The sequence below is a fragment of the Halpernia humi genome (assembly GCF_900108025.1).
GTDB lineage: Bacteria > Bacteroidota > Bacteroidia > Flavobacteriales > Weeksellaceae > Halpernia > Halpernia humi.
This window is the reverse complement of record NZ_FNUS01000002.1, coordinates 233,877-256,760: the sequence shown is the minus strand read 5'-3', so window position 1 is coordinate 256,760 and position 22,884 is coordinate 233,877. Positions and strand designations below refer to the sequence as shown.

Annotated in this window: 20 protein-coding genes; 10 read left to right on the top strand and 10 right to left on the bottom strand. The window is 32.7% G+C overall.

What is annotated here, in order from left to right; all coding sequences use genetic code 11:
- Entirely contained in the window at positions 1-2,910 is a 2,910-nt protein-coding gene (locus C4S29_RS06105; RefSeq protein WP_103913257.1) for a SusC/RagA family TonB-linked outer membrane protein, read from the bottom strand.
- 228 nt (positions 2,911-3,138) lie between these two features.
- Here C4S29_RS06105 and C4S29_RS06100 point away from each other — a divergent pair, with 228 nt between their 5' ends.
- Positions 3,139-3,891 (top strand): NUDIX hydrolase, encoded by a 753-nt coding sequence (locus tag C4S29_RS06100; RefSeq protein WP_103913256.1) that lies wholly within the window; start codon positions 3,139-3,141, stop codon positions 3,889-3,891.
- Between the two features lie 189 nt (positions 3,892-4,080).
- Positions 4,081-6,525, top strand: a complete 2,445-nt coding sequence (locus C4S29_RS06095) for a DUF5686 family protein (RefSeq protein WP_233740497.1) — start codon at positions 4,081-4,083, stop codon at positions 6,523-6,525.
- 457 nt (positions 6,526-6,982) lie between these two features.
- Here C4S29_RS06095 and C4S29_RS06090 read toward each other — a convergent pair whose 3' ends face one another.
- The 3 genes from C4S29_RS06090 to rplU all read right to left on the bottom strand — a co-directional run bounded on the left by C4S29_RS06090 (position 6,983) and on the right by rplU (position 9,207).
- The gene (locus C4S29_RS06090) at positions 6,983-8,206 is read right to left on the bottom strand and encodes a T9SS type A sorting domain-containing protein (protein WP_103913254.1); all 1,224 of its coding nucleotides are present in this window, start codon (positions 8,204-8,206) and stop codon (positions 6,983-6,985) included.
- A 98-nt stretch (positions 8,207-8,304) separates the two neighbouring features.
- Complete coding sequence (rpmA, locus tag C4S29_RS06085; protein ID WP_103913253.1) at positions 8,305-8,562, bottom strand: 50S ribosomal protein L27; 258 nt, start codon at positions 8,560-8,562, stop codon at positions 8,305-8,307.
- Positions 8,563-8,571: 9 nt separating this feature from the next.
- Positions 8,572-9,207 carry a 50S ribosomal protein L21 gene (rplU, locus tag C4S29_RS06080; RefSeq protein WP_103913252.1) on the bottom strand — a complete coding sequence of 212 codons (636 nt, stop codon included), beginning with the start codon at positions 9,205-9,207 and terminating at the stop codon, positions 8,572-8,574.
- A gap of 343 nt (positions 9,208-9,550) precedes the next feature.
- On the opposite strand from rplU, the gene C4S29_RS06075 reads away from it, so the two are divergent.
- From C4S29_RS06075 to C4S29_RS06065, 3 genes are all read left to right on the top strand, one after another.
- Entirely contained in the window at positions 9,551-10,642 is a 1,092-nt protein-coding gene (locus C4S29_RS06075; protein ID WP_103913251.1) for an acyltransferase family protein, read from the top strand.
- A gap of 90 nt (positions 10,643-10,732) precedes the next feature.
- Complete coding sequence (locus C4S29_RS06070; protein ID WP_103913250.1) at positions 10,733-11,344, top strand: DUF502 domain-containing protein; 612 nt, start codon at positions 10,733-10,735, stop codon at positions 11,342-11,344.
- A 219-nt stretch (positions 11,345-11,563) separates the two neighbouring features.
- Positions 11,564-12,940, top strand: a complete 1,377-nt coding sequence (locus C4S29_RS06065) for a tryptophanase (RefSeq protein WP_103913249.1) — start codon at positions 11,564-11,566, stop codon at positions 12,938-12,940.
- A 6-nt stretch (positions 12,941-12,946) separates the two neighbouring features.
- Here C4S29_RS06065 and C4S29_RS06060 read toward each other — a convergent pair whose 3' ends face one another.
- A complete protein-coding gene (locus C4S29_RS06060) occupies positions 12,947-13,465 on the bottom strand; it encodes a DUF6646 family protein (protein ID WP_103913248.1) in 519 nt (172 codons plus the stop codon).
- 114 nt (positions 13,466-13,579) lie between these two features.
- On the opposite strand from C4S29_RS06060, the gene C4S29_RS06055 reads away from it, so the two are divergent.
- From C4S29_RS06055 to uvrB, 4 genes are all read left to right on the top strand, one after another.
- Positions 13,580-14,122 (top strand): hypothetical protein, encoded by a 543-nt coding sequence (locus C4S29_RS06055; protein ID WP_103913247.1) that lies wholly within the window; start codon positions 13,580-13,582, stop codon positions 14,120-14,122.
- A complete protein-coding gene (locus tag C4S29_RS06050) occupies positions 14,119-14,490 on the top strand; it encodes a BlaI/MecI/CopY family transcriptional regulator (RefSeq protein WP_103913246.1) in 372 nt (123 codons plus the stop codon). Before C4S29_RS06055 ends, C4S29_RS06050 begins: the two co-directional genes overlap by 4 nt.
- 2 nt (positions 14,491-14,492) lie before the next feature.
- Positions 14,493-15,908, top strand: a complete 1,416-nt coding sequence (locus C4S29_RS06045; protein ID WP_103913245.1) for a M56 family metallopeptidase — start codon at positions 14,493-14,495, stop codon at positions 15,906-15,908.
- Positions 15,909-16,380: 472 nt separating this feature from the next.
- Positions 16,381-18,372: an excinuclease ABC subunit UvrB gene (uvrB, locus tag C4S29_RS06040; RefSeq protein ID WP_103913244.1), complete on the top strand. Its 1,992-nt coding sequence runs from the start codon at positions 16,381-16,383 to the stop codon at positions 18,370-18,372.
- Between the two features lie 108 nt (positions 18,373-18,480).
- On the opposite strand, the gene C4S29_RS06035 is transcribed toward uvrB, so the two are convergent.
- The 3 genes from C4S29_RS06035 to C4S29_RS06025 all read right to left on the bottom strand — a co-directional run bounded on the left by C4S29_RS06035 (position 18,481) and on the right by C4S29_RS06025 (position 20,372).
- Positions 18,481-19,209, bottom strand: a complete 729-nt coding sequence (locus C4S29_RS06035; RefSeq protein WP_103913243.1) for a hypothetical protein — start codon at positions 19,207-19,209, stop codon at positions 18,481-18,483.
- A 117-nt stretch (positions 19,210-19,326) separates the two neighbouring features.
- Positions 19,327-20,049: a hypothetical protein gene (locus C4S29_RS06030; protein ID WP_103913242.1), complete on the bottom strand. Its 723-nt coding sequence runs from the start codon at positions 20,047-20,049 to the stop codon at positions 19,327-19,329.
- Positions 20,046-20,372 (bottom strand): PadR family transcriptional regulator, encoded by a 327-nt coding sequence (locus C4S29_RS06025; RefSeq protein ID WP_103913241.1) that lies wholly within the window; start codon positions 20,370-20,372, stop codon positions 20,046-20,048. The genes C4S29_RS06030 and C4S29_RS06025 overlap by 4 nt, the downstream gene beginning before the upstream one ends.
- Before the next feature lie 93 nt (positions 20,373-20,465).
- Between C4S29_RS06025 and ruvC the strand changes: the two genes are divergently transcribed.
- A complete protein-coding gene (gene ruvC, locus C4S29_RS06020) occupies positions 20,466-21,020 on the top strand; it encodes a crossover junction endodeoxyribonuclease RuvC (protein WP_103913240.1) in 555 nt (184 codons plus the stop codon).
- 99 nt (positions 21,021-21,119) lie between these two features.
- On the opposite strand, the gene C4S29_RS06015 is transcribed toward ruvC, so the two are convergent.
- Positions 21,120-22,055 carry a dihydroorotate oxidase gene (locus C4S29_RS06015; protein WP_103913438.1) on the bottom strand — a complete coding sequence of 312 codons (936 nt, stop codon included), beginning with the start codon at positions 22,053-22,055 and terminating at the stop codon, positions 21,120-21,122.
- Positions 22,056-22,233: 178 nt separating this feature from the next.
- Positions 22,234-22,848, bottom strand: a complete 615-nt coding sequence (locus tag C4S29_RS06010; protein ID WP_159969829.1) for an NYN domain-containing protein — start codon at positions 22,846-22,848, stop codon at positions 22,234-22,236.
- Positions 22,849-22,884: the final 36 nt, after the last annotated feature.

The following is a 22,884-nucleotide window of genomic DNA, read 5'->3' as shown; positions in this document are numbered from 1 at the left end:
TTAAAATTGAGCATTAATACCAAAAATAAATGTTCTAGCCTGTGGATAAAAACCTTTATCAATACCTAAAGTTGTACCTCCAATTTCTGGATCGTAGCCGGTATATTTAGTAAGGGTAAGTAGATTAGATCCAGAAACATAAATTCTGATTTTTTGTGCGTGGATATTTTCTGTAAGTGATTTTGGTAAAGAATAACCAAAAGAAACTAATTTTAAACGAAGATAATCACCATTTTCTAGATAAAAATCAGACATTCTAGTAAAGTTTCCGTTAGTATCGTTACTTGTTAATCTTGGGTAATCGTTAGAAGTTCCCTCGCCTGTCCATCGACCTAAGGCTCTTGTTTGATAATTTGCAGTACTTACATCTAAACGTCTTAAACCTTGAAAAATCTTATTTCCACCAGCACCTTGGAATAGCGCTGAAAGATCGAAACCTTTATAATCAAAATTTAAAGTTAGTCCATAATTAAATGTTGGTAAGCCTTGACCTAAAAACACTTTATCGGCATCAGTTATAACACCGTCTCCGTTGGTATCTTGCCAGCGAAAATCTCCGGGTTGCGCGTTTGGTTGTATTAAGGCGCCGCCTGCTCCTGTGTAAGCCTTTACATCTGCCCAGTTTTGGAAAATACCTGCTGTTTTGAAGCCATAAAAACTGCCGTAGGGTTGGCCTACAATTAATCTTGTTAAACTTCCTTGCAAAGATTGAAATCCATTTTCATCATAATATTCTGCGTCACCCAAGTTAGTCACCTCATTTTTCAGAGTTGAGAAGTTACCGCTGGCAGAAAAATTAACGTTTCCAAGGCTTTTTCTGTAGTTTACTTCAAACTCAAAACCTTTATTGCTCATGTCTGCGATATTTCCATAAGGATTGTTGGCAACACCTACATAACCAGGAACGGCAAATTGTCTTAAAATTCCCGCAGTTTTTTTATCGAAATACTCTGCGGTAACATTAATGTTTTTAACTAATCTCATGTCAACACCAATGTTAGTTTGAGTAGTTTGTTCCCATTTTAAATTTGGGTTTGCGATTGTTGCTGGAGCAGCACCAATTTGAATTAAATCATTAATAAAATAATTATAATTGTAGGCTAAAAGAGACTCATATTGATTGGCCGCCAAGGCACCATCGTTTCCATTTACCCCATAGCCGAATCTTAGTTTAAGCATCTGAACAATTGAATTGTCCTTCCAAAAATTTTCTTTTGAAACTACCCAACCAACTGATCCGGAAGGAAAAATTCCATATTTATTATCCGGTCCGAAAAGTGAAGAGCCGTCTCTTCTTATAATTCCTGTGAATAAATATTTTTCTTTATAGTTGTAATTTAATCTTGCAAATAAAGACGTTCTATGCACTGGTATAAAATTATAACTATAGCCTCTTTTATTAGCTTCCGGGATTGAAACATTAAAACTAGCATCTACCCAACTGTTTGATGGTAATCCAGTATGTGTAGCACCCACTGTGTTTCCCATTCCATTTTCATAAGTTCCTTGCCCAATTAAGAGGTTAAAATCATGATTCCCTAATTTTGTTTCATACGTTAAAGTATTTTCAACACTCCAATCAAATCCTGTAGAGGCAGTTCTTGAAAGTACATTATTGGCAGTATTACTAGAATTTGCATTCAAATAATACAATGGTGTGAAAGACTGACCTCCCCACCACGCTTTTTTACCATTAACTGTTGTCTTAAAATTTAAGCCTTTAATTAATTTTACACCAACGTAAGCACTCCCAATAAATGTATCAGAATAGCCAAAATTTCCTTTTTGTGTTTCGATATACGCCAAGGGATTTACGATTTCTTGCCCAACTACATTAGAAATACCGTACGCATTACCATTTGCATCTCTTACTATATTAGGTTGTAAATAATTTGGATTGCTATTCAATACCACCGGATCAGTTTCAATGATTGGTGTAAGTGGATCTAGCATAATAGCGTCACTTAGCACACCACCGAATTCACTATTACTCGTTCCAATTCCTACGTTTCTTTGATGGGTGTAAAAAACACTTTCTCCGACAGTAATTCTATCAAGAAATGTATGATTAGAGTTAATTCTAAACGATTTTTTATCATAATTAGAAATTGGTTGCGCAACAATACCTGCTGTATTTTGGGTATTAAAAGAAAGATAAAAATCTGAATTTTCGCTAGAGCCACTAATACTTAGTTCATGGTTAGTTCCCATTGCATTATTACTGAATACCTGCTTTTGCCAATCAGTCCCTACTCCTAATGATCCGATATTTGTGTATAAAACGCCGCCGCCGCCAGCTAGAGATCTTTCATTCATCAAAGCAGCATATTCCGTAGAATTCAATAATTTTAAGGTCTTTGCAGCCGATGACGTACTAATAAAACCATTATAAGAAATATTCATTCTCCCCTTCCTTCCTTTTTTGGTGGTAATAAGAATGACACCTTTTGCCGCTCTAGTTCCGTAAATAGCAGCAGATGCAGCATCTTTTAGGATTTCCATAGATGCTATATCCGCTTGGTTTATGTTTGCGATATCTGCATTTTCTAATGGTACACCATCAACCACCCAAAGAGGATCATTCGCGCCTCCAAAGGTTGTAATACCACGAACCCTAATGGTAGCACCAGAACCTGGCGCACCAGAATTCGCTGCTACAGTTACACCAGAACTTCTACCTTGCAGCATTGTACCTACGCCACCATTCGGAACTTTTTCCAAATCTTTCGCAGTTACTTGTGAAATAGCGCCCGTTACTACACTTTTTTTCTGTTTACCGTAACCCACATTTACAAGAACTACTTCCTCAATTGTTTTTTCTTTAGTACTATCTTGTTTAACTTGGGCATTCGCACCTACAAACGCCACCATACAAGACAAACTAAAAACACTTACCAAGTTTCTTTTCATAATTAATTATAGTTAATTGTTTTTGTCTCAAATTGAGATAACGAAGATATTACAATTTTTCATAAATTATCATAATTTTTTATTTTTTTTCATAATTTTTTTAAAAAATCAAAAAAACGGTTGTTATACTGAAAAATTATTGTAAATCACTATTTAACTTTGTTCTATTAAAAAATTATATTTTTGTGTTTTTAAAAGAAAATAGCAACATATTCTCATATTTATAAAATGGAAAGCAACAAAACCAAAGAAGACTTCTATTTGGAACAATTAGTACAAGCACAAAACTATTTAAGCCACGTTTCTGTAGACTGTGTGATATTTAGTTTCGTTGAAAAAAAATTAAAAGTTTTACTAATAAAGTACAACGATTCTAATCTCTGGACTCTGCCCGGAGGTTTTGTTGGGGCAACCGAAGACCTTAGAGATGCCGCCGCACGTGTTTTGTTTGAAAGAACCCGTTTAGAAAATATTTTTTTGGATCAGTTTCATACTTTTGGTAGAAATAATAGGGTGAAAAAAAGCGATCATGAAGCCATACTAAACAATAAAAACTTAAAAATACCAGAAGATCATTGGATTTTTCAAAGATTTATTAGTGTTGCATATTGCAGTTTATTAGATTATTCTAAATTGAAGTTTTATGAAGAAGACGATTTTTCAAAATGGTTTGATATTGATGATTTACCAAAATTTGCCTTTGACCATCAAAGAATATTTGATTACGCTTTGGTACACTTAGGTAAAAATATCGATACCAATATAGTTGCAAACAATCTACTTCCAAAAAAATTTACCATTAAAGAATTACAAATGCTTTACGAAACTGTTTTAGGTGTGGAGTTTAGAAGAAATAATTTTCAACGTAAAATATTAAGTTTAAATATATTAAAAAGAGAAAAAAATCCCGACGCCGATTTTCCAGACAAAATGCCTTACTATTATAGTTTTATTAAAGGGATAGAAAGCATCGACTTTTAAACAAGATTATAAAATTATTCCAGATTTAGCACAATAAAAATAAACGTTAATCTTTGCTAAAAGAAGCGTATAAATTTTTTTTTCTTTTAAATTTGCAAGTCATTAGCAAAAATGCAGAAATTCTTTGTGGCTAAATATTTTTTAAGCCTAATTTTACTTTTTTCAATCTCATTACTCCACTGTCAATTTATGATCAGTGGCATTGTCATAGATTCGAGTCAGCAAAAACCACTTGCCGATGTTGCTATTTTTAGCAATAATAGCAATATTCCCACTTTTTCGAAAATGGGGAAATTCAGCCTTTCTTCAGATTCTGCTATTCGCCAGTTGCGTTTTGAGAAAAAAGGTTTTAAAACAAAAACCCTCAATATTTCAACTAATAATAATCAAAACATTAAAGTATTTTTAGAGTCTGACAATGTAGAAAATATTGCCGAAGTCGTCATACAAATGACGGCAAAAAAATATAAAAACAAAAAAGAAAATCCCGCTTATGCCATTATGCAGAAGGTTTGGGCGCATAAAAAGAAAAATGGTTTAGACAATTATAAAACCTACCAATACAAAGAATACGAAAAAATTCAGTTTGATCTGAATAATATTGATAGTACATTTATGAAGAAAAAAATCTTCAATAAATTAGACTTTGTATTTAATTATGCAGATTCTGCCGCAAATGGTAAATTATCTTTACCAATGTTTCTCAATGAATCTGTTTATAAAATCTACGGTGAAAACCAACCCGAAAAAAAATTAAAAAAAGATTTAGTTGCCCAAAAAACTTCTGGTTTTCAAGACAACCAAATTATATCAACTACAGCGAAAAACCTCTACAAAGAAATCAATATTTATGATAATACACTGAATTATTTTAATATCGGTTTCCAAAGCCCAGTTTCTACAGACGGTTTCAGCACTTATGATTACAATTTAATAGACAGCCTTTCCATTCGCGGTGAAGATTGCTATCATATAAAATATTTTCCCAAACGAAAAGATGTTTTGGCCTTCACAGGAGATTTATTCATTTCAAAAGACACTTATGCTGTCGTAAAAGCGTCCTTAAAATCAACTAGAAAAATGAATGTGAATTTCGTAAATGGCGTTTTCACAGAATTAGAATTCGATAATCCCGACGAAAACACTTTTCTTCCTTTAAAAAATACCACGCAATTTGATCTTTCTTTAATTAGCAAAAACAAAAAATCGCGAGGGATGCTCGCAAAAAGAACGGTGGAATACTCTGATTACCAATTTAATAAAGAAATTGCTGCGAAAAATTTTGAAAACACAATCCCAAAAACAACAGCAGAACTTACAAAATCTGAGAGTTATTGGGAAAACAACCGTTCAGATTCTTTAAATATTGAAGAAAAAGGCATTTATAAAATGCTTTCTCAACTGCAAGAAGTACCAAAGTTTAAACGTTTTGTGAAAATATATGGCGTGCTTGCTACTGGCTATTACAATGTAGGAAACGCCATAGATATAGGGAATTTGTATTCCACTTTTGGTAATAATATCATTGAAGGAAACCGCTTGAGACTAGGCGCGAGAACTTATTTTTCGGCAAGTGATGATTGGCGAATTCAAGGTTATGGCGCGTATGGCTTCAAAGACCATCAATTCAAATATGGCGTGGAAGCAAAATATATGTTTAATAAACTCAACCGTTTCCAAGTTGGCATTGGTACACGGCGCGATATTTTGCAACTCGGCGTAGGATTGACGGGAGATGACGGCATTATGAGTCGATCTTTTGCATCTTCTACCCTCTTTTCTCGTGGCGATAACGCCTCCTTAAGTTCAAGCACTCAAACTAGTATCTATTCTTCTATAGAACCTTGGAAAAATTTTCAAATTAGATTAGATGGTACTTTGCAAAGTATAAAATCTGCCGATAATTCGCTCTTTGATTTGAGATACAATTACAACAATCAAATTCGGAAAACAGTAAATGATTCGCATCTAACTTTAAGTCTCATTGCAAATCCCGGTGCGCTATTTTCTGAAACAGGTATCGATCGGTATTCTCACACCACGCTTTCACCGACATTTGTGCTAAAATACACGCGCGGTTTGAGAGGTTTGTTTAATGCAGATTTTAACTACAATAAATTACAATTTCTTTATACGCAGCCAATTTTAATCGGCGTTTGGGGTAAATCTATTATCAATTTAGAACTGGGAAAAACTTTCGACGCCTTGCCTTTAGCATTGCAAAATATCATCCCTGGAAATCAATCTTACAGTCTCGTTCCCAATACTTTTTCGCAACTTAATTATTACGAATTTGTTGCAGATACTTATTCAACTTTTAATATTGAACATCATTTTAATGGAAAAATATTGTCTTATATTCCATTAATTAAAAAATTAAAACTTCGTGAAGTTGGTATTTTTCGAGCAGCATACGGAACTTTGAGTGACGCATCGAAAGCGATAAATTTAAGCAAAGTTCAATATTCAGCACCGTCAGAACATGTTTATTATGAATATGGTTTTGGTTTAGAAAATATTGGCTTCGGAAATCTGCGCATTCTGCGGGTAGATTTTATCTGGCGCGGAAACTATCTCAACAATCCCAATATTTCAAAATTTGGAATAAAAGCAGGCATTCAGGTGAATTTTTAGAAAACGTTTACCTTTTTTAATATAATTCTTTTCTTTATTTAAAGACCTTTTTCGCACTGCGATTATAAGCATCACATTGTTTTTTAGTATTTAAAATTACACACTTCAGAACTTTCACAAATTAGAAATAAAAATAATCTCTTCCAAAAATTGAAAGAGATTGTTTTAAAAATTATAGAACTAAATATTCTATACTTTAGACTATTACTATAAACCTGAGTTCGAATAATAATTTTTTGAAAAACATCAATAGGAACGGGCTTTAGCCCGTTTTATAAGGTTTTAAATAAGAATTGGCTTTAGCCAAAACCTAATATACGTTTTGGCTAAAGCCAAATGACGTGTTACATTACATCTTTCATCGGGCTAAAGCCCGACGCAATTGATATTTTTAAGTTATTGATAGTTAATACTTTGAAAATTGAATAATAATCGAACTCAGGTTAAAAGTATCAAATTATTTCTTTATAATTTTAAAATTCTTCAATCCTGTTTCAGTTTTAACACTTAAATAATACAAGCCTTTTTGTAAATTTTTAATATCAATTTGGTTAGAATTTATTGCTTTCGAAAAAACCAATTTCCCTGAAGCATCAGAAATAGTAACGGTGTAATTAGTATTATTTCCTTTATTATTTTTAATATAAATATAATCTGAACTTGGGTTTGGGAAAATTTCTACATCTGCTTCAGATTTAGCCAAATCATTCACACTCAAAGCCGAATTAGTAGCCAACCAAACTGTGGCGTTCAAAAGCAGCGGCTTGTGATTTCCGTTGGCATCTGCTGTGTAGCCGTTGTAAAGTGAATCTCCGGTGTCGCCAGTGCCATCATCTGGAACTGAACTGTCGCCTAAAGCACAAACTTTTCCTGAACCATAAGTTGATGTGGCGAACATTACATTTACCAAACCAGTCGTAGAAGCGCCCGATCTAAAAACCAAGCCTTGCACAGAAGGATTATCTGTAGTATTCAAAGTCATCGTGGTACCATTAAAAAATTGCATCTCGGTAGGCGCTCCTGAAGCGCCATGCAAAATTGGATTACTCGGCAAAGAGGCAAAATTTGTGGTACTTCCTGAGATGTTTGCCAAATCAAAACTAATTCCGAAAGGATCTGATTGTATTGAATTTGTGGTAAAAATATCGTTCCAAATGTGTGGTGAATCCCAACCATCATTATTTCTATCACTAATGTTATGGTCGCTAATAATAAAAAGTCCGCCACCATTTTTCACAAAATTTATCAATGCATCTCTTTCACTTAAAGGAAATCGAAAGTTAGGTTCGTCTATCACAAATACTTTGTAGTTGGATAAATCTTGCGCGTTGTTTGCGTCTCCGTAAGTAATTTTTCCCGTATAAGGCAAAGTTTCTACGGTATAGCCTAGTTTTACTAAATCTATCGCCCATGCACTTAAAGCACCATTCCAATAAGTTTCTGGCGTTGATGAAGTGATGCCACTTTGCGCAGGTGTAGGAATCATTTGTGGGTTAGAATCACTTCCACTAGTCACCATTGTTCCAGAAGAAGTTGCTTTCAGATTGTGTACATCGGCATCTATTACCCAATCGGCATTGCTTGCCATTTCTGCTTTGGTAGCATCAAACAAAATTTTTACTTGCGCTTTTGCCGAAAAAACAATTGAAAATATAACAATTAATAATAATTTGAACTTCATTATAGATTTTTAAAAGATTATTGAAAAAAAAGAGAACGCTTATAAAACAAAAAAATCCCGAAAAATCGGGATTTTAATATGTATAAAACGCCTATAACTTATGCGTTTGGCTCGATTGATACGAAAGATCTGTCGTTTGCTTTTTTGCTGAAAACTACAGTTCCATCTACTAATGCATGCAAAGTATGGTCTTTCCCCATACCAACGTTTAAACCAGGATGGTGAGTTGTACCTCTTTGTCTTACAATAATATTACCTGCAATTGCTGCTTGTCCACCGAAAATCTTTACACCTAATCTTTTAGAATGAGATTCTCTACCGTTTTTGGAACTACCTACTCCTTTTTTGTGTGCCATTTTAAGGGATTATTTTTTAAGTTCGTTAAATTTTGTGATATTCTTTTCAATCGCTGCATCTACATCTTCATGTGTAAGAATTTTTTTTCCTAATTCTTCTTTCACTTCTTTGCCCAAAGCAATAAGAGTTTCTCTATTTTCTTTGGATTGGGAAAGATTATTTTTCTTCAAGTGATAGTTCAATTCATGATCTTCACCAAAGTTTACAGTTGCTCTATCTCCTGTTGCTGCAGAAGTTTTTGTTTCTTCTTTTGCAACTTTTGCTACTGGTTTTTCAGCTTTTGGAGCAGCATCTGCTTTTGCTGTTTCTTTTTTCGGAGCTTTTTTCGCGCCATCAAAACCTGTAATTCCGGTAATTTGAATTTGCGTTAAAGATTGTCTGTGTCCGTTTTTCTTTTCGTATCCTTTTCTTCTTTTTTTCTTGAAAACGATTACTTTATCCGCTTTCAGATGGTTAAGGATTTGGGCATCTACAGTGATACCTTTTACAGCCGGGGCGCCAATTGTGGTTGCTCCGTTTACAGTAAGAAGAACTTTTTCAAAAGACACTTTCGCGCCTACATCTCCTTTCAAACGGTTTACAAACAACTTCTGGTCTTGCTCAACTTTATACTGAAGCCCTGCTATTTCTACAATTGCAAACATTGTTTATGGTTTATTTAATTAATTCAGGGTGCAAAAGTAAGAAATAAATTTGAGTTATCCACAATTCAATTTTATATTTTTCTCTAAATTTTTACAATCTTAAATTTCTTAATCTAAATAAACGCAGTTTATCCGTTATTTTCAACTTTATGGAAAATAGAAATTCTTTCATATATAAATAATGCAAGAAAGCAATAGATTGATTTTAATTAAAATTATTAAGCATAAACACTTTAAAACCCCAATTTCTCAATGCTGAAAAAATATTTTCAACATTTAAACAGGCTTAAAACTTTAACTAAAATCAATTATTTTTTAATTAAATTTGATTTTCAAAACAACTATGAAAAGAGACCTCTACATTGATTTTGCAAAAGGTATTGCTACGCTTTCCATTATCTTTATCCATACCGCGTATTGGTCTGGGCAATATTATATTTCACCAGAAATCCGGATATTTTCTTTGGTTTTTGATGTTCCTGTTTTCTTCGCCTTAAGTGGCCTCACTTCTGGTAATAATGTGGAAAAAACATTATACAGACTATTGAAATTGCAAATCACTTATATGATTTTTGTAACATTTCTCTTCTTTTTAGATTATTTTTTCAAAGTTTTCGGACTTCATTTTTTTGATCTGAATTGGCTGAAAGATTTCTACGCCACTTTCGGTTCCAAATATGTACCTGTAAATATTTCAGATGTTCCACAATGGCAAAATCTCGGTAATTGGTATCTTCATCAATACACTAATGCGGATACTTTCCCAGTAGTAATGGGTAGTTTTTGGTATCTGAAAGTTTATTATATTTTGACGGTTTTTGGCGTTTTAATTTTGCGTTTTTTCCCAAAACACATCTGGTGGTTTATTGCGATATGCCTCGGTTCCACTGCTCTTTTCAATCTATTTCCACAATATTATCCCACGGGGCAAGTCGGTTATGTGGCTTACTATCTCGCGGTTTTTTTAGTGGCACATCAGTTAAAAGGAAAAAAAATACCAACGAAATTTGTTCCTATTTTATACGGAACTTTAGCCATTTTACTAGGAATTCTATTTTATACTTTCGGGAAAGAGGCCTTTTATTTAATGAATCGGCAGAAATTTCCACCCAAAACTGCCTATATTCTTTGGTCTTTCTTTTCATTAATAACAGTTTTCGTTCTATACAATAGATTAAAAATCAATATAGACAATGCCATAAACTATATCGGCAGAAATGCGATTTTCTTCTATTTCGCCCAAGGCATGAGTTCTTCTTTAGTATATTTCGCAGTTGTTCCTTTAAAAGAACATTTCAATTGGGTTGTTTTGATGATTTTAATTTATCTATTTAATGTTTTGCTTGCCGTTGGAATCGCCATTAGTTTAAAAAAACTCGATGCTTTTGGCTGGAAAATATTAGGCTATTTACAAACCAAAACTGCAATTAAATAGATTTTTTTTGGAATTTTGTGAATTTCGGCAATTTCTCAAACCTAAAAATGCAGATTTAAAAAATAAAATCTAATTTTGCCAAACATTACCATGAACAATAACAATAACTACTTAAAACTTTTCCTTCGGTCTTTTTTGCAAGGCTTGGTAATTATTGGTCCAATCGCTGCAACCATAGGTATTATCTGGTATTTTATTTCGGGTATTGATAATTTAATCCCTTCACTTTCCGCACAATTTCCTGGTTTGGTTTTTATCATCGTTATATTAGGAACTGCATTTGTGGGATTTATTGGTAATAAATTTATTATCGGAAAAGTAATTGTTGATAGTTTTGATTATGTTTTAGAACACACACCAGGCATTAAATTTATTTACACTTCCCTAAAAGACGTCATGTCTTCATTTGTGGGTGACAAGAAAAAATTCAACATTCCTGTTTTGGTTCAGACTTCAGCCACACCAGAAGTTTGGCGCGTGGGTTTCCTCACACAAAGTGATTTGTCTTCCGTTGGTTTTCCCGGCTATGTTTCCGTTTACTTACCTCATTCTTACGCCGTTTCCGGCTGGGTAGTTTTTGTTTTAGCCTCCAATATCAAAATTTTAAAAAATGTAGATGCTGCAAATGCAATGAAATTTGCCGTAAGTGGTGGTGTTGCGGGCTTCCATTCCGATGCAGCCGTATTCAAAGCGCCAGAATAGATTTTTAAATATTTTTGGGCAGCTATTCCGCCTTCCGTTCCCAATCTTTTTACTGTCATTGCGATCGAAGCGATGCAATCCGTTGAACATTTTTGCAATCGCAATAACAGTAAAAAGGATTTCCACTCAAGTCGGGCTGCAATTTTCCGCGATTTCCAACTTTATTTTTAAGTTGAAAATTTCGCCACTTTTCTACTTTTTACTTTAAAAATATAATATATGAAACTCCCATACGCAGAACCTTACAGAATAAAAATGATTGAAGAAATTCATCAATCAGAACCAGAACAAAGAAAAAATTGGATAAAAAACGCACATTTTAATTTATTTAATTTAAAAAGTTCACAAGTTTTTATCGATCTCCTTACCGATAGCGGAACAGGCGCAATGTCTGATAAACAATGGAGCGCATTAATGTCTGGCGACGAAAGTTACGCTGGTTCTCGCTCCTTCGATGAACTTCATCAAACGGTAAAAACCTTAACCGGATTTCCCTTCCTTTTACCTACTCACCAAGGAAGAGCAGCGGAAAATATTTTGTTTTCAGTTTTGGTGAAAGACGGCGATTTTATTCCTGGAAATTCACATTTTGACACCACAAAAGGCCACATCGAAATGCGAAAAGCCCACGCGATAGATTGCACCATCGAAAAAGCCTTTAACGTAGATGATCTTTTTCCATTTAAAGGAAATATTGATCTGAACAAATTAGAAGATGTTTATAAAAACAATCCAAAAGAAAAAATTCCTTTTTGTTTAATTACAATAACCTGTAATTCTTCTGGCGGCCAACCGGTTTCTCTAGAAAACATTAAAGCCGTAAAAAAATTATCAGACCAATACGGAATTCCCGTTTATTTTGATGCCGCTCGCTTTGCAGAAAACGCTTACTTTATTAAAACCCGCGAAAAGGGACAAGAAAACCGCACAATAAAAGAAATTGCCAAAGAAATTTTCTCTTACGGCGATGGAATGACGATGAGTTCTAAGAAAGATGGTTTGGTAAATATTGGTGGTTTTATTGCTTTAAACAACGAAAAAGTTTTTCAAGAAGCCTCAAATTTCACCATCATTTTTGAAGGATTTATCACTTATGGCGGAATGGCTGGTCGCGACATGGCGGCTTTAGCAGTCGGTTTAAACGAAGCCACGGAATTTGAATATCTAGAAAGCAGAATTTCTCAGGTAGAATATTTAGGCAAAAAATTGATGGAATATGGTGTTCCGATTCAAAAGCCAATTGGCGGCCATGCGATTTTTATTGATGCTTTAAAATTTTTACCTCATCTGAAAAGAGAAGAATACCCTGCACAAACTTTAGGCATAGAACTCTATAAAGAAGCTGGAATTAGAGCCGTAGAAATCGGTACTTTATTGGCAGACAGAGATCCAGAAACCAGAGAAAACCGCTATCCAAAATTAGAATTGCTGCGCCTTGCAATTCCACGCAGAACTTATACTAATAATCACATGGATTACATTGCCGTTGCTTTAAAAAATGTTTTCGAGCGTAGAAATGAAATAAAATCTGGCTACAAAATTATTTGGGAACCCGCAATTTTAAGACATTTTACCGTGAAATTAGAGGAAGTTTAAGTAAAATCAATTAGGTTCGTGATGCAAATCGAAGGTTAAACCAGCAAGTATCGCAAATTGATTATTTAATGGATTAAATTTTTCAGTAGAAGAAGTGTATTTTTGAATCACAAACTGACCTTCTGTGAATAAACCAATGCCATTATTTAAATAATAGCGAAGCCCTAAATGCCCACCAAAATTTCTTAATCCAAAGTCTAAACCCGGATAAAAATCCATATTTATTGGCATTCTGAAAACTTTCCCTAAACTGGCATTAACCCTTGCCTTTACATCAAAACGGTCTTGAAAATCTGGTTCTAAACCATCAATATCTTTTACATTGTAAAGGTAGGCTACTTGTAAACCTACCGAAATATTTTTCCCTAGGCCATAATCCATCGTTGCAACAGCACCCATCGTGTTATTTCTTTGGAAATCGAAACCCAATTGGGCTTTTAAATCTGTTCTACCTAGGTAAGCGGTGGTTTGAGAATTTGCAATATTTAACGTGAACAGGAGCAATCCTGCAAAAAAAATTTTCATTGGTTTTTAGTTTAAAAACGTAAATATAGTAATACGTTTTAAAAAAAAATAAAAAAATGCAAATAATTAATTTTTTTATTCTACATTTGTAGAACAATCTAATTATTTGTAGAGATGAAAGTTTTAAAATATTTAGCAATTACCATTTTATGCCTCTTACTTTCAAGTTGTGCAGCCAAATATAAAAGTGGAGGTTATTATTTCTTGGATAAAAATCAGAAAAGTTATTACGGAAACGACGCGCAAAAACTTTTCATCTTACTTTCTGACAAATTCGCTTACGACAAACAAGAATTTAATTGTGAAAAAATCAGTGAAAAGGATAAACAATTGCTAGCAGATTTTAATTTAAAACCAAAACATTTACTGTTTTCTTACCATTCCAATTCTGGGCGAGAATCTATTGCTTTTTTAGAAAATGGAAATCCCAACAAATTCAAGTCTTACAAAAAATTAGATACCGAAAATTTCAATATTTACTATAAAACTAAAATCACCAAAAGAAATATTTACCGCGAAAATATTTATCCGTTTCGAAACAAATACATCCACGTTTTAGAAAAATCACCTATTTTTTTCGATAGAAAAAAAGATTCTACAAGCGCTCACAAGGCGAAAATTTTCCCCTTAATTTTAAACAAAAAACCACTAGAATGAAAAATCAGAAATTAACCGAAACAGAAAAAATTTTAATGGATCTGCTTTGGGAAAAAGAAACTGCTTTTATGAAAGATTTATTAGAAGCCTTTCCCGAACCAAAACCTGCGCCCACAACTGTTGCAACGCTTTTAAAACGGATGCAGAATAAAAATTTGGTTGGTTACAAAACCTTCGGAAATTCCCGTCAATATTTCCCAAAAATAGAAAAAGGAAAATATTTTACCGGCGAAATGAAAGGTTTAATAGACCAATTTTTTAATAATTCGGTAACGCAATTTGCTTCATTTTTTACGGCAAACGCAAAATTGTCGCAAAAAGAACTGAAAGAACTTCGCGATATGATTGATGAACAAATAAAAGATTGATTATGGAAACTTATATTTTTAAAATAGTGTTGTGTTCCAGTTTATTTATATTATTCTATAATCTGGTTTTAAAGAATGAAAAATTATTAAAATTTAACCGATTTTATCTAATTGCGACTTTGCTTATTTCGCTTGCGATTCCTTTTCTTCACTATGAAATTGCATCCGTTGAGGTTCAAAAAATATCTGGCTTGCAATTTGGGGAAAGTGAAAATACAATTCAAAATATTGCAATAAAAAATTCAATTTTTACTTTTCAAAATGTGATTTTTACACTATATTTTTTAATCATTTTCTTTCTTTTAATTAAATTTCTACTGAATTTATGGCAAATAAACAGAGAAATTTCCAGTAATGAAAAAGTGAAAAATGGTGCTTTCTGGTTGATTTTAAAAAATGAAAAAACAGCACCGCACAGTTTCTGGAAATATATTTTTATCAATAAAAACGACTTTCAAAAAGGGAATATTAATGAAAAAATTATCCTCCACGAAACGGCACACTTGGAACAAAAGCATTCTTTAGATTTATTATTTATAGAGTTATTTTTAATTTTCTTTTGGTTCAATCCTGCTTTTTATTTATACAAAAAAGCCATTCTTACCAATCACGAATATTTAGCAGACGACCTTGTTTTAAGTAAATCTGGAAACGTTTCAGAATATCAAAACTTACTATTAACCCAACTAATTTCAGAAAAAATATTTTTTAGCAATTCTTTTAATTTAATTAACACCAAAAACCGAATAAAAATGATGACAAAAACCTTATCAAAAACCGCAAAACTAAAATCTTGGATGAGTATTCCGCTTGTAGCGATTGCTTTTTTTACGTTCGCAGAAAAAATCCCAGCGAAAGAAATTAGCATAAAATCTACAAGAGAAATTTCTTTAAATAAAATTGATTTTATAAATGAAACTAAAATCCACTATTTAAAAAGAGAAAAAGACACTATAAAAAAGGACACGTTAAAACCCATGAAACAAATTTTAGAAAAAAAACCTGAAATTGCGCCACCCGTTCCACCTGTTAAAATAAAAACTAAGGATAAAATAGAAAGTCCTGTCGCGCCACCACTTCCTCCAATTGCAGATAAAATAGATGAAAGCGCAGAATTTCCTGGTGGCATAAATGCATTAAGAACACAAGTTGCCAATACATTCGATATATCAAAAATGTCTGGTAATGAAGGTTTAATTAAATCTACAATTTACTTCAAAATCGATGAAAAAGGTGTTGCATCTAATTTTAGAGCCGAAGGAACAAACGAAATATTTAATGCCGAAGCAATCAGAGATTTAAAATTCGTAAACGATGGAAAAATTTGGAAACCAGCAATTCTTGACGGAAAACCTGTCGCGTCCGTCTACAAATTACCTTTAACGATGAAGTTTGAATTTGCTCAACAATCAAAATAAATTGAAAAAGAGCGAAAAAATTTTTCGCTCTTTTTTTATTTAAAATTTAAACTTATTGAATTTCTATTTAATAAAATTGAATATTTTATGCGGCTTTTTTATCCATAGAAATCGCAAAGATAGAAATCAGAAGATTAAACCTTGACAAGGATTTTAAGACCGAATTCCTATAATTTTGTCATTAAAATTCCTTTAAAAGATTGAACTCCCACGGAGTTCTTTTTCAATATTGTTCGTTTTTTCTACAAAGATATTGCTCCTACGGAGCATTTTTATTTTTCGGAAAATTCAAAGATAAAATGGTATCACCTGAAAATTACAGTTGAGATTCCAACGAAATTTCAAATTTTTGGGAGATTTAACTTTTATTCCAAAACTCTAAAAATGTAATCTAAATCTTTTCTCTTCCTTTTTTTCGTAATTTTGTAAAGAACAAAAAATAAATTTTGTTCTTTTTCTTTTTTCTATCAATATGAAATTTCAATTAGAATCTGCATATAAACCAACCGGCGATCAACCACAAGCAATTGAAAGTTTAGTAAAAGGTTTAAATATCGGCGAAAAATACCAAACACTTTTGGGCGTAACTGGTTCTGGAAAAACTTTTACGATTGCAAACGTGATTAATGAAGTGCAGAAACCCACTTTGATTTTAGCGCACAATAAAACTTTGGCAGCGCAATTGTTTATGGAATTTAAAGAATTTTTTCCAAATAATGCCGTAGAATATTTTGTGAGTTATTATGATTATTACCAACCTGAAGCCTATATCGCCTCATCCAACACTTATATTGAAAAGGATCTTTCCATCAATGAAGAAGTAGAAAAATTAAGACTTTCCGCTTCGGCAAGTTTGCTTTCGGGCAGAAGAGACGTGTTAATTGTGGCGTCGGTTTCCTGTATTTACGGTATCGGAAATCCATCGGAGTTTAATAAATCTCTAATTGAAGTTAAAAAAAACGAGAAAATTTCTCGCACAAAGTTACTTCACGCTTTAGTTAGTGCGTTGTATTCCAGAACTTTAAATGAGTTTCAGCGCGGCACATTTCGTGTAAAAGGAGATGTTGTAGATGTTTATCCTGCTTATGCGGATAATGCAATTCGTTTTCAATTTTTTGGTGATGAAATTGAAACCATCCAAAGTTTTGATCCCGTTTCTGGAAATGTGATGTCTGATTTTGATGAAATAAAAGTGTATCCAGCCAATTTATTTGTAACTTCAAAAGAAACGATGATCGGCGCCATAAAGGCGATTCAGGATGATTTGGTAAAACAAGTTGAATTTTTTAGAGCAATTGAAAAACCTTTTGAAGCCAAACGTTTAGAAGAACGCACAGAATTCGATCTGGAAATGATAAAAGAACTCGGCTATTGCAGCGGAATTGAAAATTATTCCCGCTATTTAGATGGAAGAACGCCTGGTTCTCGCCCGTTTTGTCTGTTAGATTATTTTCCAAAAGATTTCTTGATGGTCATTGATGAAAGTCACGCTACGATTCCGCAAGTTCACGCGATGTATGGCGGCGACAGAAGTCGGAAAGAAGTTTTAGTAGAACACGGCTTCAGGCTTCCTGCAGCGATGGACAATCGTCCGCTAAAATTTCCGGAATTTGAAGACATGCAAAATCAGGTAATTTACGTTTCTGCGACGCCGGCAGATTATGAATTAGAAAAATCTGGCGGAACTTATATTGAACAAATTATCCGTCCAACAGGGCTTTTAGATCCAGTTATTGAAATTAAACCTTCTTTAAACCAAATTGATGATTTAATTGAAGAAATCCAAAAAAGAGTTGAAATCGATGAGCGAACTTTGGTCACGACTTTAACCAAAAAAATGGCGGAAGAATTAACGAAATATTTTACAAAATTCGGCATTAGAACACGTTACATTCACTCAGATGTAGAAACTTTAGAAAGAATCCAAATTATGCAAGATTTACGTTTGGGCGTTTTTGATGTTTTGGTTGGTGTCAATCTACTACGAGAAGGTCTCGATTTACCCGAAGTTTCTTTAGTGGCGATTTTAGATGCAGACAAAGAAGGAATGCTGCGTTCGAGACGTTCTTTAGTTCAAACCATTGGTCGTGCAGCGAGAAATATAAATGGAAAAGCCATTCTTTACGCCGATAAAATCACAGGTTCTATGCAAAAAGCCATTGATGAAACCAATTATCGACGAGAAAAACAAATGGAATATAACACCAAACATGGCAAAGTTCCGACTGCATTAAACAAAAAAATCAGTGAAACTTTAGTGGGAAGAAGTAAAGATTTCCCAGATCCGAAATACACACAAAAAGATTTGCTTCAAAAAGTAGCTGAAGAAAAAGCGTCTTACGGCGAAAACACAGATGTTCTGATTGCCGCCAAGAAAAAAGCGATGGAAAAAGCGGCGAAAAATCTAGATTTTATTGAAGCAGCGAGATTGCGGGATGAAATTGCGATGTTGAAAACGGATTAGATTTTTAATTTTAACGCAAAGACGCAATTTCATATAATTTGGATTATTTTAAGGCGCAAGGCAAATATTGAAAACATTTTTTTCATTTCTTCTTGCCTTAAAAATTTTTCAACTTGGTTTTAAATATTTCAAAAAGGGTTTTACGCTTTTTATTTGTTTTAAATATTTTTCTTGCGATATTAAAGAATAACTTATTCCGCCGAAGACCAAAAGTTGAGATAAAAAAACAATTACTATCTTCAAATCTGTAATTCCTGAAAAATTAAATGAAAGCATTTCTTGAAATTCTTTAGGTTCATCAAAAAATTTCGAAAAAACATTAATCATCGGTGAAATGACTAAAAAAAATATAAAAATGCCGTTTTGGTGTAAAGTAAGAATTTGTGAGTGGTATTTTTTAGGCAAACGGAATTCTTTGTAATGTCTAATATAATTAATTGATGCATACAATAGTGGAAGAAAAATTGCCGTAATAAAGAATGCTTGAAAGAAATTGACATTGCTGAAATTAGCAACTAAAAAAATGATAAAAACAGAAGGAATCACAAATTTTAGCGATTGCAAAATATTGGCTCTTTCAATTTGCTTGGTTATTTTCCGCATAAAATCTGTTGAATCAATGAGACTAAATTCTCCTTTCCAGGACAAAGTCAAATCTTTTCGCCAGTTTTCTTTTACCTCTTTAAAAGCCTCAGGAAATTGCAAATCATTTTCTCTTTCCAAATGATAAATTTCAGAAATAAAATGATCCTGTACTTCGATTAAAATATCAATCGGAAGTTTTTTGGATAAGAGATAATCGCAGATTTCGGTTTCTTGTGTTTTGGTTATCATCATTATACTTTTCAACCTTGTCAAGGTTTAAAACCTTGACAAGGATTTTAAATTCAAATTATTCTATCTAAAATTAAACTTACTATTTGAACTGCTATTTTAAAGAAAAATGCAACCATGTTAAAGTTTAAAATTTATTTTCTGTTCTAATATTTTTAAAGATTTCTTGTACTCTAAAAAATAGAGAAAACCGTAAATCCAGCCGAAAACAAAAATGTTAAATATTGTAACTGCTTGAATTGCTTCAAAATTGATACTTCCATCAAAAATTATTTTATGAATAGCGATATAATATTTCTCAAATCTTTCGTTAAAATTGTACAAAACAAAATTTCCAATCCAAAGCGTGCATAAAATAAGATTATTTCCTCCATTTTGCACAAAACTAATATTCCTTTTTGCTCTAGTTGGAAAGGTTGATTTTAATATCTTAAAATTGGAAATCAGTAAAATGGCAAAAACAACTGTTATAATGAGATTAACAGAAAATATAAAATTTGATGCTGCAGTTTTACTATAAAAGATTAGTGCAGTCGAAATTATACAGTAAATTCCAAAAGTTAAACTCGCTTTTTTAAATATCTCAATGTCAGACATATATGCAGTTTCTCGATGTATTTTCGTAATATTTGGCCAAAAATAAAATCTTTTCTTCATCACCAAATCCGCTTTCCAAGATTCTTTAACCTCTGAAAAAGCCATCCCAAAATCTTTTCCTTCAACTTCTGTTTTATAATTCATTTGCTCTGAAATATGATCTAAAATCTCAACTTTTAAATCTAAAGGCAAATTTTTCCCATTTAAAAATTCGCCAAATTTTCGGCTTTGTTCTGAAGTAATCATACGTTAAAAATGCTATTTAGATTAAACAGATAACTTTTCATTTCTACTTCCTGCTCGCTTTGTTGGCGTTTTCCTTTGTTGGTTAGGAAATAATATTTCCGATCGCGGCCGTTTACATTTTGCAATTCGGCGTAGATTAAACCTTCGTTTTCTAATTTATGCAAAAGCGGATAAAGCGCGCCTTCCGTCATTTCAAGTTCGCCTTTTGTGAGTTCTTTTGCACGCTGCATAAGTTGATAACCGTACATTTTCACTTCCGTCGAAAGCAATTTCAAAATAATATTTTGAAGCGTTCCTTTATATAATGCATTTTTTTTAGCCATAATATTTTTTAATACCTTACAAAGTTATGCATAATTTTCTTATGTATTAAAATATTTTAAACTTTTTAAAACTTAATCTTTAAATTTGCCCTAATGCAAAGCGAAAAAATTATCTTAGGAATTGATCCCGGAACTTCAATTATGGGTTTCGGCTTGATTTCTATTAAAAAAAATAAATTAGAATTAATTTCCATCCACGAATTGATTTTAAAAAAATACCCCAACCACGAGACGAAACTGAAAGTAATTTTCGATCGAACTTTGGCTTTAATTGATGAATTTCATCCGGATGAAGTGGCTTTGGAAGCGCCATTTTTCGGGAAAAATGTTCAATCTATGTTGAAGTTGGGACGTGCGCAAGGCGTAGCAATGGCGGCGAGTTTACACCGAAATATCCCGATTTGTGAATATTCTCCCAAAAAAGTGAAAATGGCCATCACTGGAAACGGAAACGCGAGTAAAGAACAAGTCGCGGGAATGCTGAAAAATTTATTTAATTTAAAAGAATTACCTTTAAAATCTTTGGATGCTTCTGATGGTTTGGCGGTTGCAGTTTGTCACCATTTCAATTCTGGCAATATTTCTGCTGAAAAATCTTACACTGGTTGGGATGCTTTTTTAAAGCAAAACCCGGAACGCAAGCGGTAAATTTTATCTCGCAGATTACACAGATTGCGCAGATCAATGAATTAAAAATCTGCGAAATCCGGGACCGCATTCATTAAAATAATTTAAAATAAAATCAATCTAAAGACTTTTTAGTTTACCGCGAAATTCATCAATAGAATTGTATCCTTTTTGATTCATAATTTCTGAAAGTTCCGTTAAAATTTTGTCAAAAACTTGAACGCCATTTCTTGCTAAATGCGTTCCAATTTGCACCATTTCTGCGCCGCACAATAAATGTTCAAAAACGTCTTTTCCACTTTCTACGCCGCCACAACCAATTATTTTAATATTTTTATTTAATCTTGTGTAAAACGCGCGAACATTTGCCAAAGCCGTTGGTTTCACATAAGCGCCGCCAATACCGCCAAAACCGTCTTTTGGTTTTATGACTACACTTTCATTTTCAGTATCAATGTATAAACCGTTTCCCACAGAATTGATGCAATTTACATAAGCCAACGGAAATTGATTTAAAATTTCTGCCATTTCATCAAAATGGGCAAAATCAAAATAAGGCGGTAATTTTACACCGAGAGGTTTTTTAAAAAACTCAAAAGCCTTTTCTAAAATTTTTTCTGTCGCTTCAAAATCATAACCAATTTGCGGTTTTCCGGGCACATTTGGGCAAGATAAATTGAGTTCCGTTAAACCTTTAAAATCACTGTCATTCAGTTTGTGAAGCATTTCCAAATTATCTTCCATCGACATTCCTGCAATCGAAAGAAAATTTATTTTTCCCGGATTTTCTTCTTGAAATTTTAAGGAATAATTCAAATAAAAATCAAAACCCAAATTCGGCAAACCCATAGAATTGATGCTTCCGAGCGGCACTTCTACATATCTTGGCGACGGATTTCCTTCGCGTAATTGCGGCGTCGCACTTTTGGTAACGAAACTTCCTGATGATGAATTTTTCATTTCATCTAATTTTTCAGCGTTTTCACACCAAACGCCAGAAGCGTTCATTAGAGGATTTTCAAATTCAAATTGGGCGATTTTTGATTTTAATTCAATCATATTAATTTTTAAAATAATTTAATTTAAATATATAAAAAAAGCGGGCAAAAAAACCGCTGATAATTTAATCCTTAATTTTCAAACTCAATTCATCCAACTGCAAATCCGCAATTTTTGAAGGTGTATCAATCATCACATCGCGTTCGGAATTATTTTTTAAGAATTTTTTTTAATATCAACTCCACTCATTAGGTTTTGTCAAAATATAACCAAATTTATTTTTGATTGCTTCTTCTAACTGTGATTCTTTTAAGGTTTTTCGACCAATGACCATTGATCCTTTTGATTGATTTTTTAAAGCAACACTATTTCTTTTTGGTGGAAATGCTACAAATACTCTTTTGTCTTTGAATTGAGAGTTAATCACTTTTAAAGGCGGGACTAAATCACTATCACCTGAAATCAATATAGCCATATCAAATTTGTTATTAAAAGCATCAATCAAAATTTGCGTTGCTATATTTACATCAGTCATTTTTTCTTTTGGATTTGCCCAAACATTTCCACATCTTTTGCATTCCTCAGTATTAAAATTATATTGACCATATATTATATCTACGTTTTTTACTTCCAATGCTTCTAAATAAGTAGATTGCCTTTTTTGTTTATCAGGATTTCCATTAACTCTGCTAGTAAAATAAATGACCTTTTCTAAAATTTGATTACTATTAATGATATTCTCTGCGAGTAATTTTACATTAAGCCAGCGTAAATAATCAAAACCAGCCTCCATTAATCCAAAATATAGATTAAATCCATCAATGTAAACAATTACTCTTTCTTTTTTCATTTTTTTTAAATTTAGTTTCATATATGAAACTATTTC

Excerpts from the sequence above, each read along its gene's own strand:
- C4S29_RS06105 (WP_103913257.1), bottom strand. The coding sequence starts at position 2,910 with ATGAAAAGAAACTTGGTAAGTGTTTTTAGTTTGTCTTGTATGGTGGCG.
- C4S29_RS06100 (WP_103913256.1), top strand. The coding sequence starts at position 3,139 with ATGGAAAGCAACAAAACCAAAGAAGACTTCTATTTGGAACAATTAGTA.
- C4S29_RS06095 (WP_233740497.1), top strand. The coding sequence starts at position 4,081 with ATGATCAGTGGCATTGTCATAGATTCGAGTCAGCAAAAACCACTTGCC.
- C4S29_RS06090 (WP_103913254.1), bottom strand. The coding sequence starts at position 8,206 with ATGAAGTTCAAATTATTATTAATTGTTATATTTTCAATTGTTTTTTCG.
- rpmA (WP_103913253.1), bottom strand. The coding sequence starts at position 8,562 with ATGGCACACAAAAAAGGAGTAGGTAGTTCCAAAAACGGTAGAGAATCT.
- rplU (WP_103913252.1), bottom strand. The coding sequence starts at position 9,207 with ATGTTTGCAATTGTAGAAATAGCAGGGCTTCAGTATAAAGTTGAGCAA.
- C4S29_RS06075 (WP_103913251.1), top strand. The coding sequence starts at position 9,551 with ATGAAAAGAGACCTCTACATTGATTTTGCAAAAGGTATTGCTACGCTT.
- C4S29_RS06070 (WP_103913250.1), top strand. The coding sequence starts at position 10,733 with ATGAACAATAACAATAACTACTTAAAACTTTTCCTTCGGTCTTTTTTG.
- C4S29_RS06065 (WP_103913249.1), top strand. The coding sequence starts at position 11,564 with ATGAAACTCCCATACGCAGAACCTTACAGAATAAAAATGATTGAAGAA.
- C4S29_RS06060 (WP_103913248.1), bottom strand. The coding sequence starts at position 13,465 with ATGAAAATTTTTTTTGCAGGATTGCTCCTGTTCACGTTAAATATTGCA.
- C4S29_RS06055 (WP_103913247.1), top strand. The coding sequence starts at position 13,580 with ATGAAAGTTTTAAAATATTTAGCAATTACCATTTTATGCCTCTTACTT.
- C4S29_RS06050 (WP_103913246.1), top strand. The coding sequence starts at position 14,119 with ATGAAAAATCAGAAATTAACCGAAACAGAAAAAATTTTAATGGATCTG.
- C4S29_RS06045 (WP_103913245.1), top strand. The coding sequence starts at position 14,493 with ATGGAAACTTATATTTTTAAAATAGTGTTGTGTTCCAGTTTATTTATA.
- uvrB (WP_103913244.1), top strand. The coding sequence starts at position 16,381 with ATGAAATTTCAATTAGAATCTGCATATAAACCAACCGGCGATCAACCA.
- C4S29_RS06035 (WP_103913243.1), bottom strand. The coding sequence starts at position 19,209 with ATGATGATAACCAAAACACAAGAAACCGAAATCTGCGATTATCTCTTA.
- C4S29_RS06030 (WP_103913242.1), bottom strand. The coding sequence starts at position 20,049 with ATGATTACTTCAGAACAAAGCCGAAAATTTGGCGAATTTTTAAATGGG.
- C4S29_RS06025 (WP_103913241.1), bottom strand. The coding sequence starts at position 20,372 with ATGGCTAAAAAAAATGCATTATATAAAGGAACGCTTCAAAATATTATT.
- ruvC (WP_103913240.1), top strand. The coding sequence starts at position 20,466 with ATGCAAAGCGAAAAAATTATCTTAGGAATTGATCCCGGAACTTCAATT.
- C4S29_RS06010 (WP_159969829.1), bottom strand. The coding sequence starts at position 22,848 with ATGAAAAAAGAAAGAGTAATTGTTTACATTGATGGATTTAATCTATAT.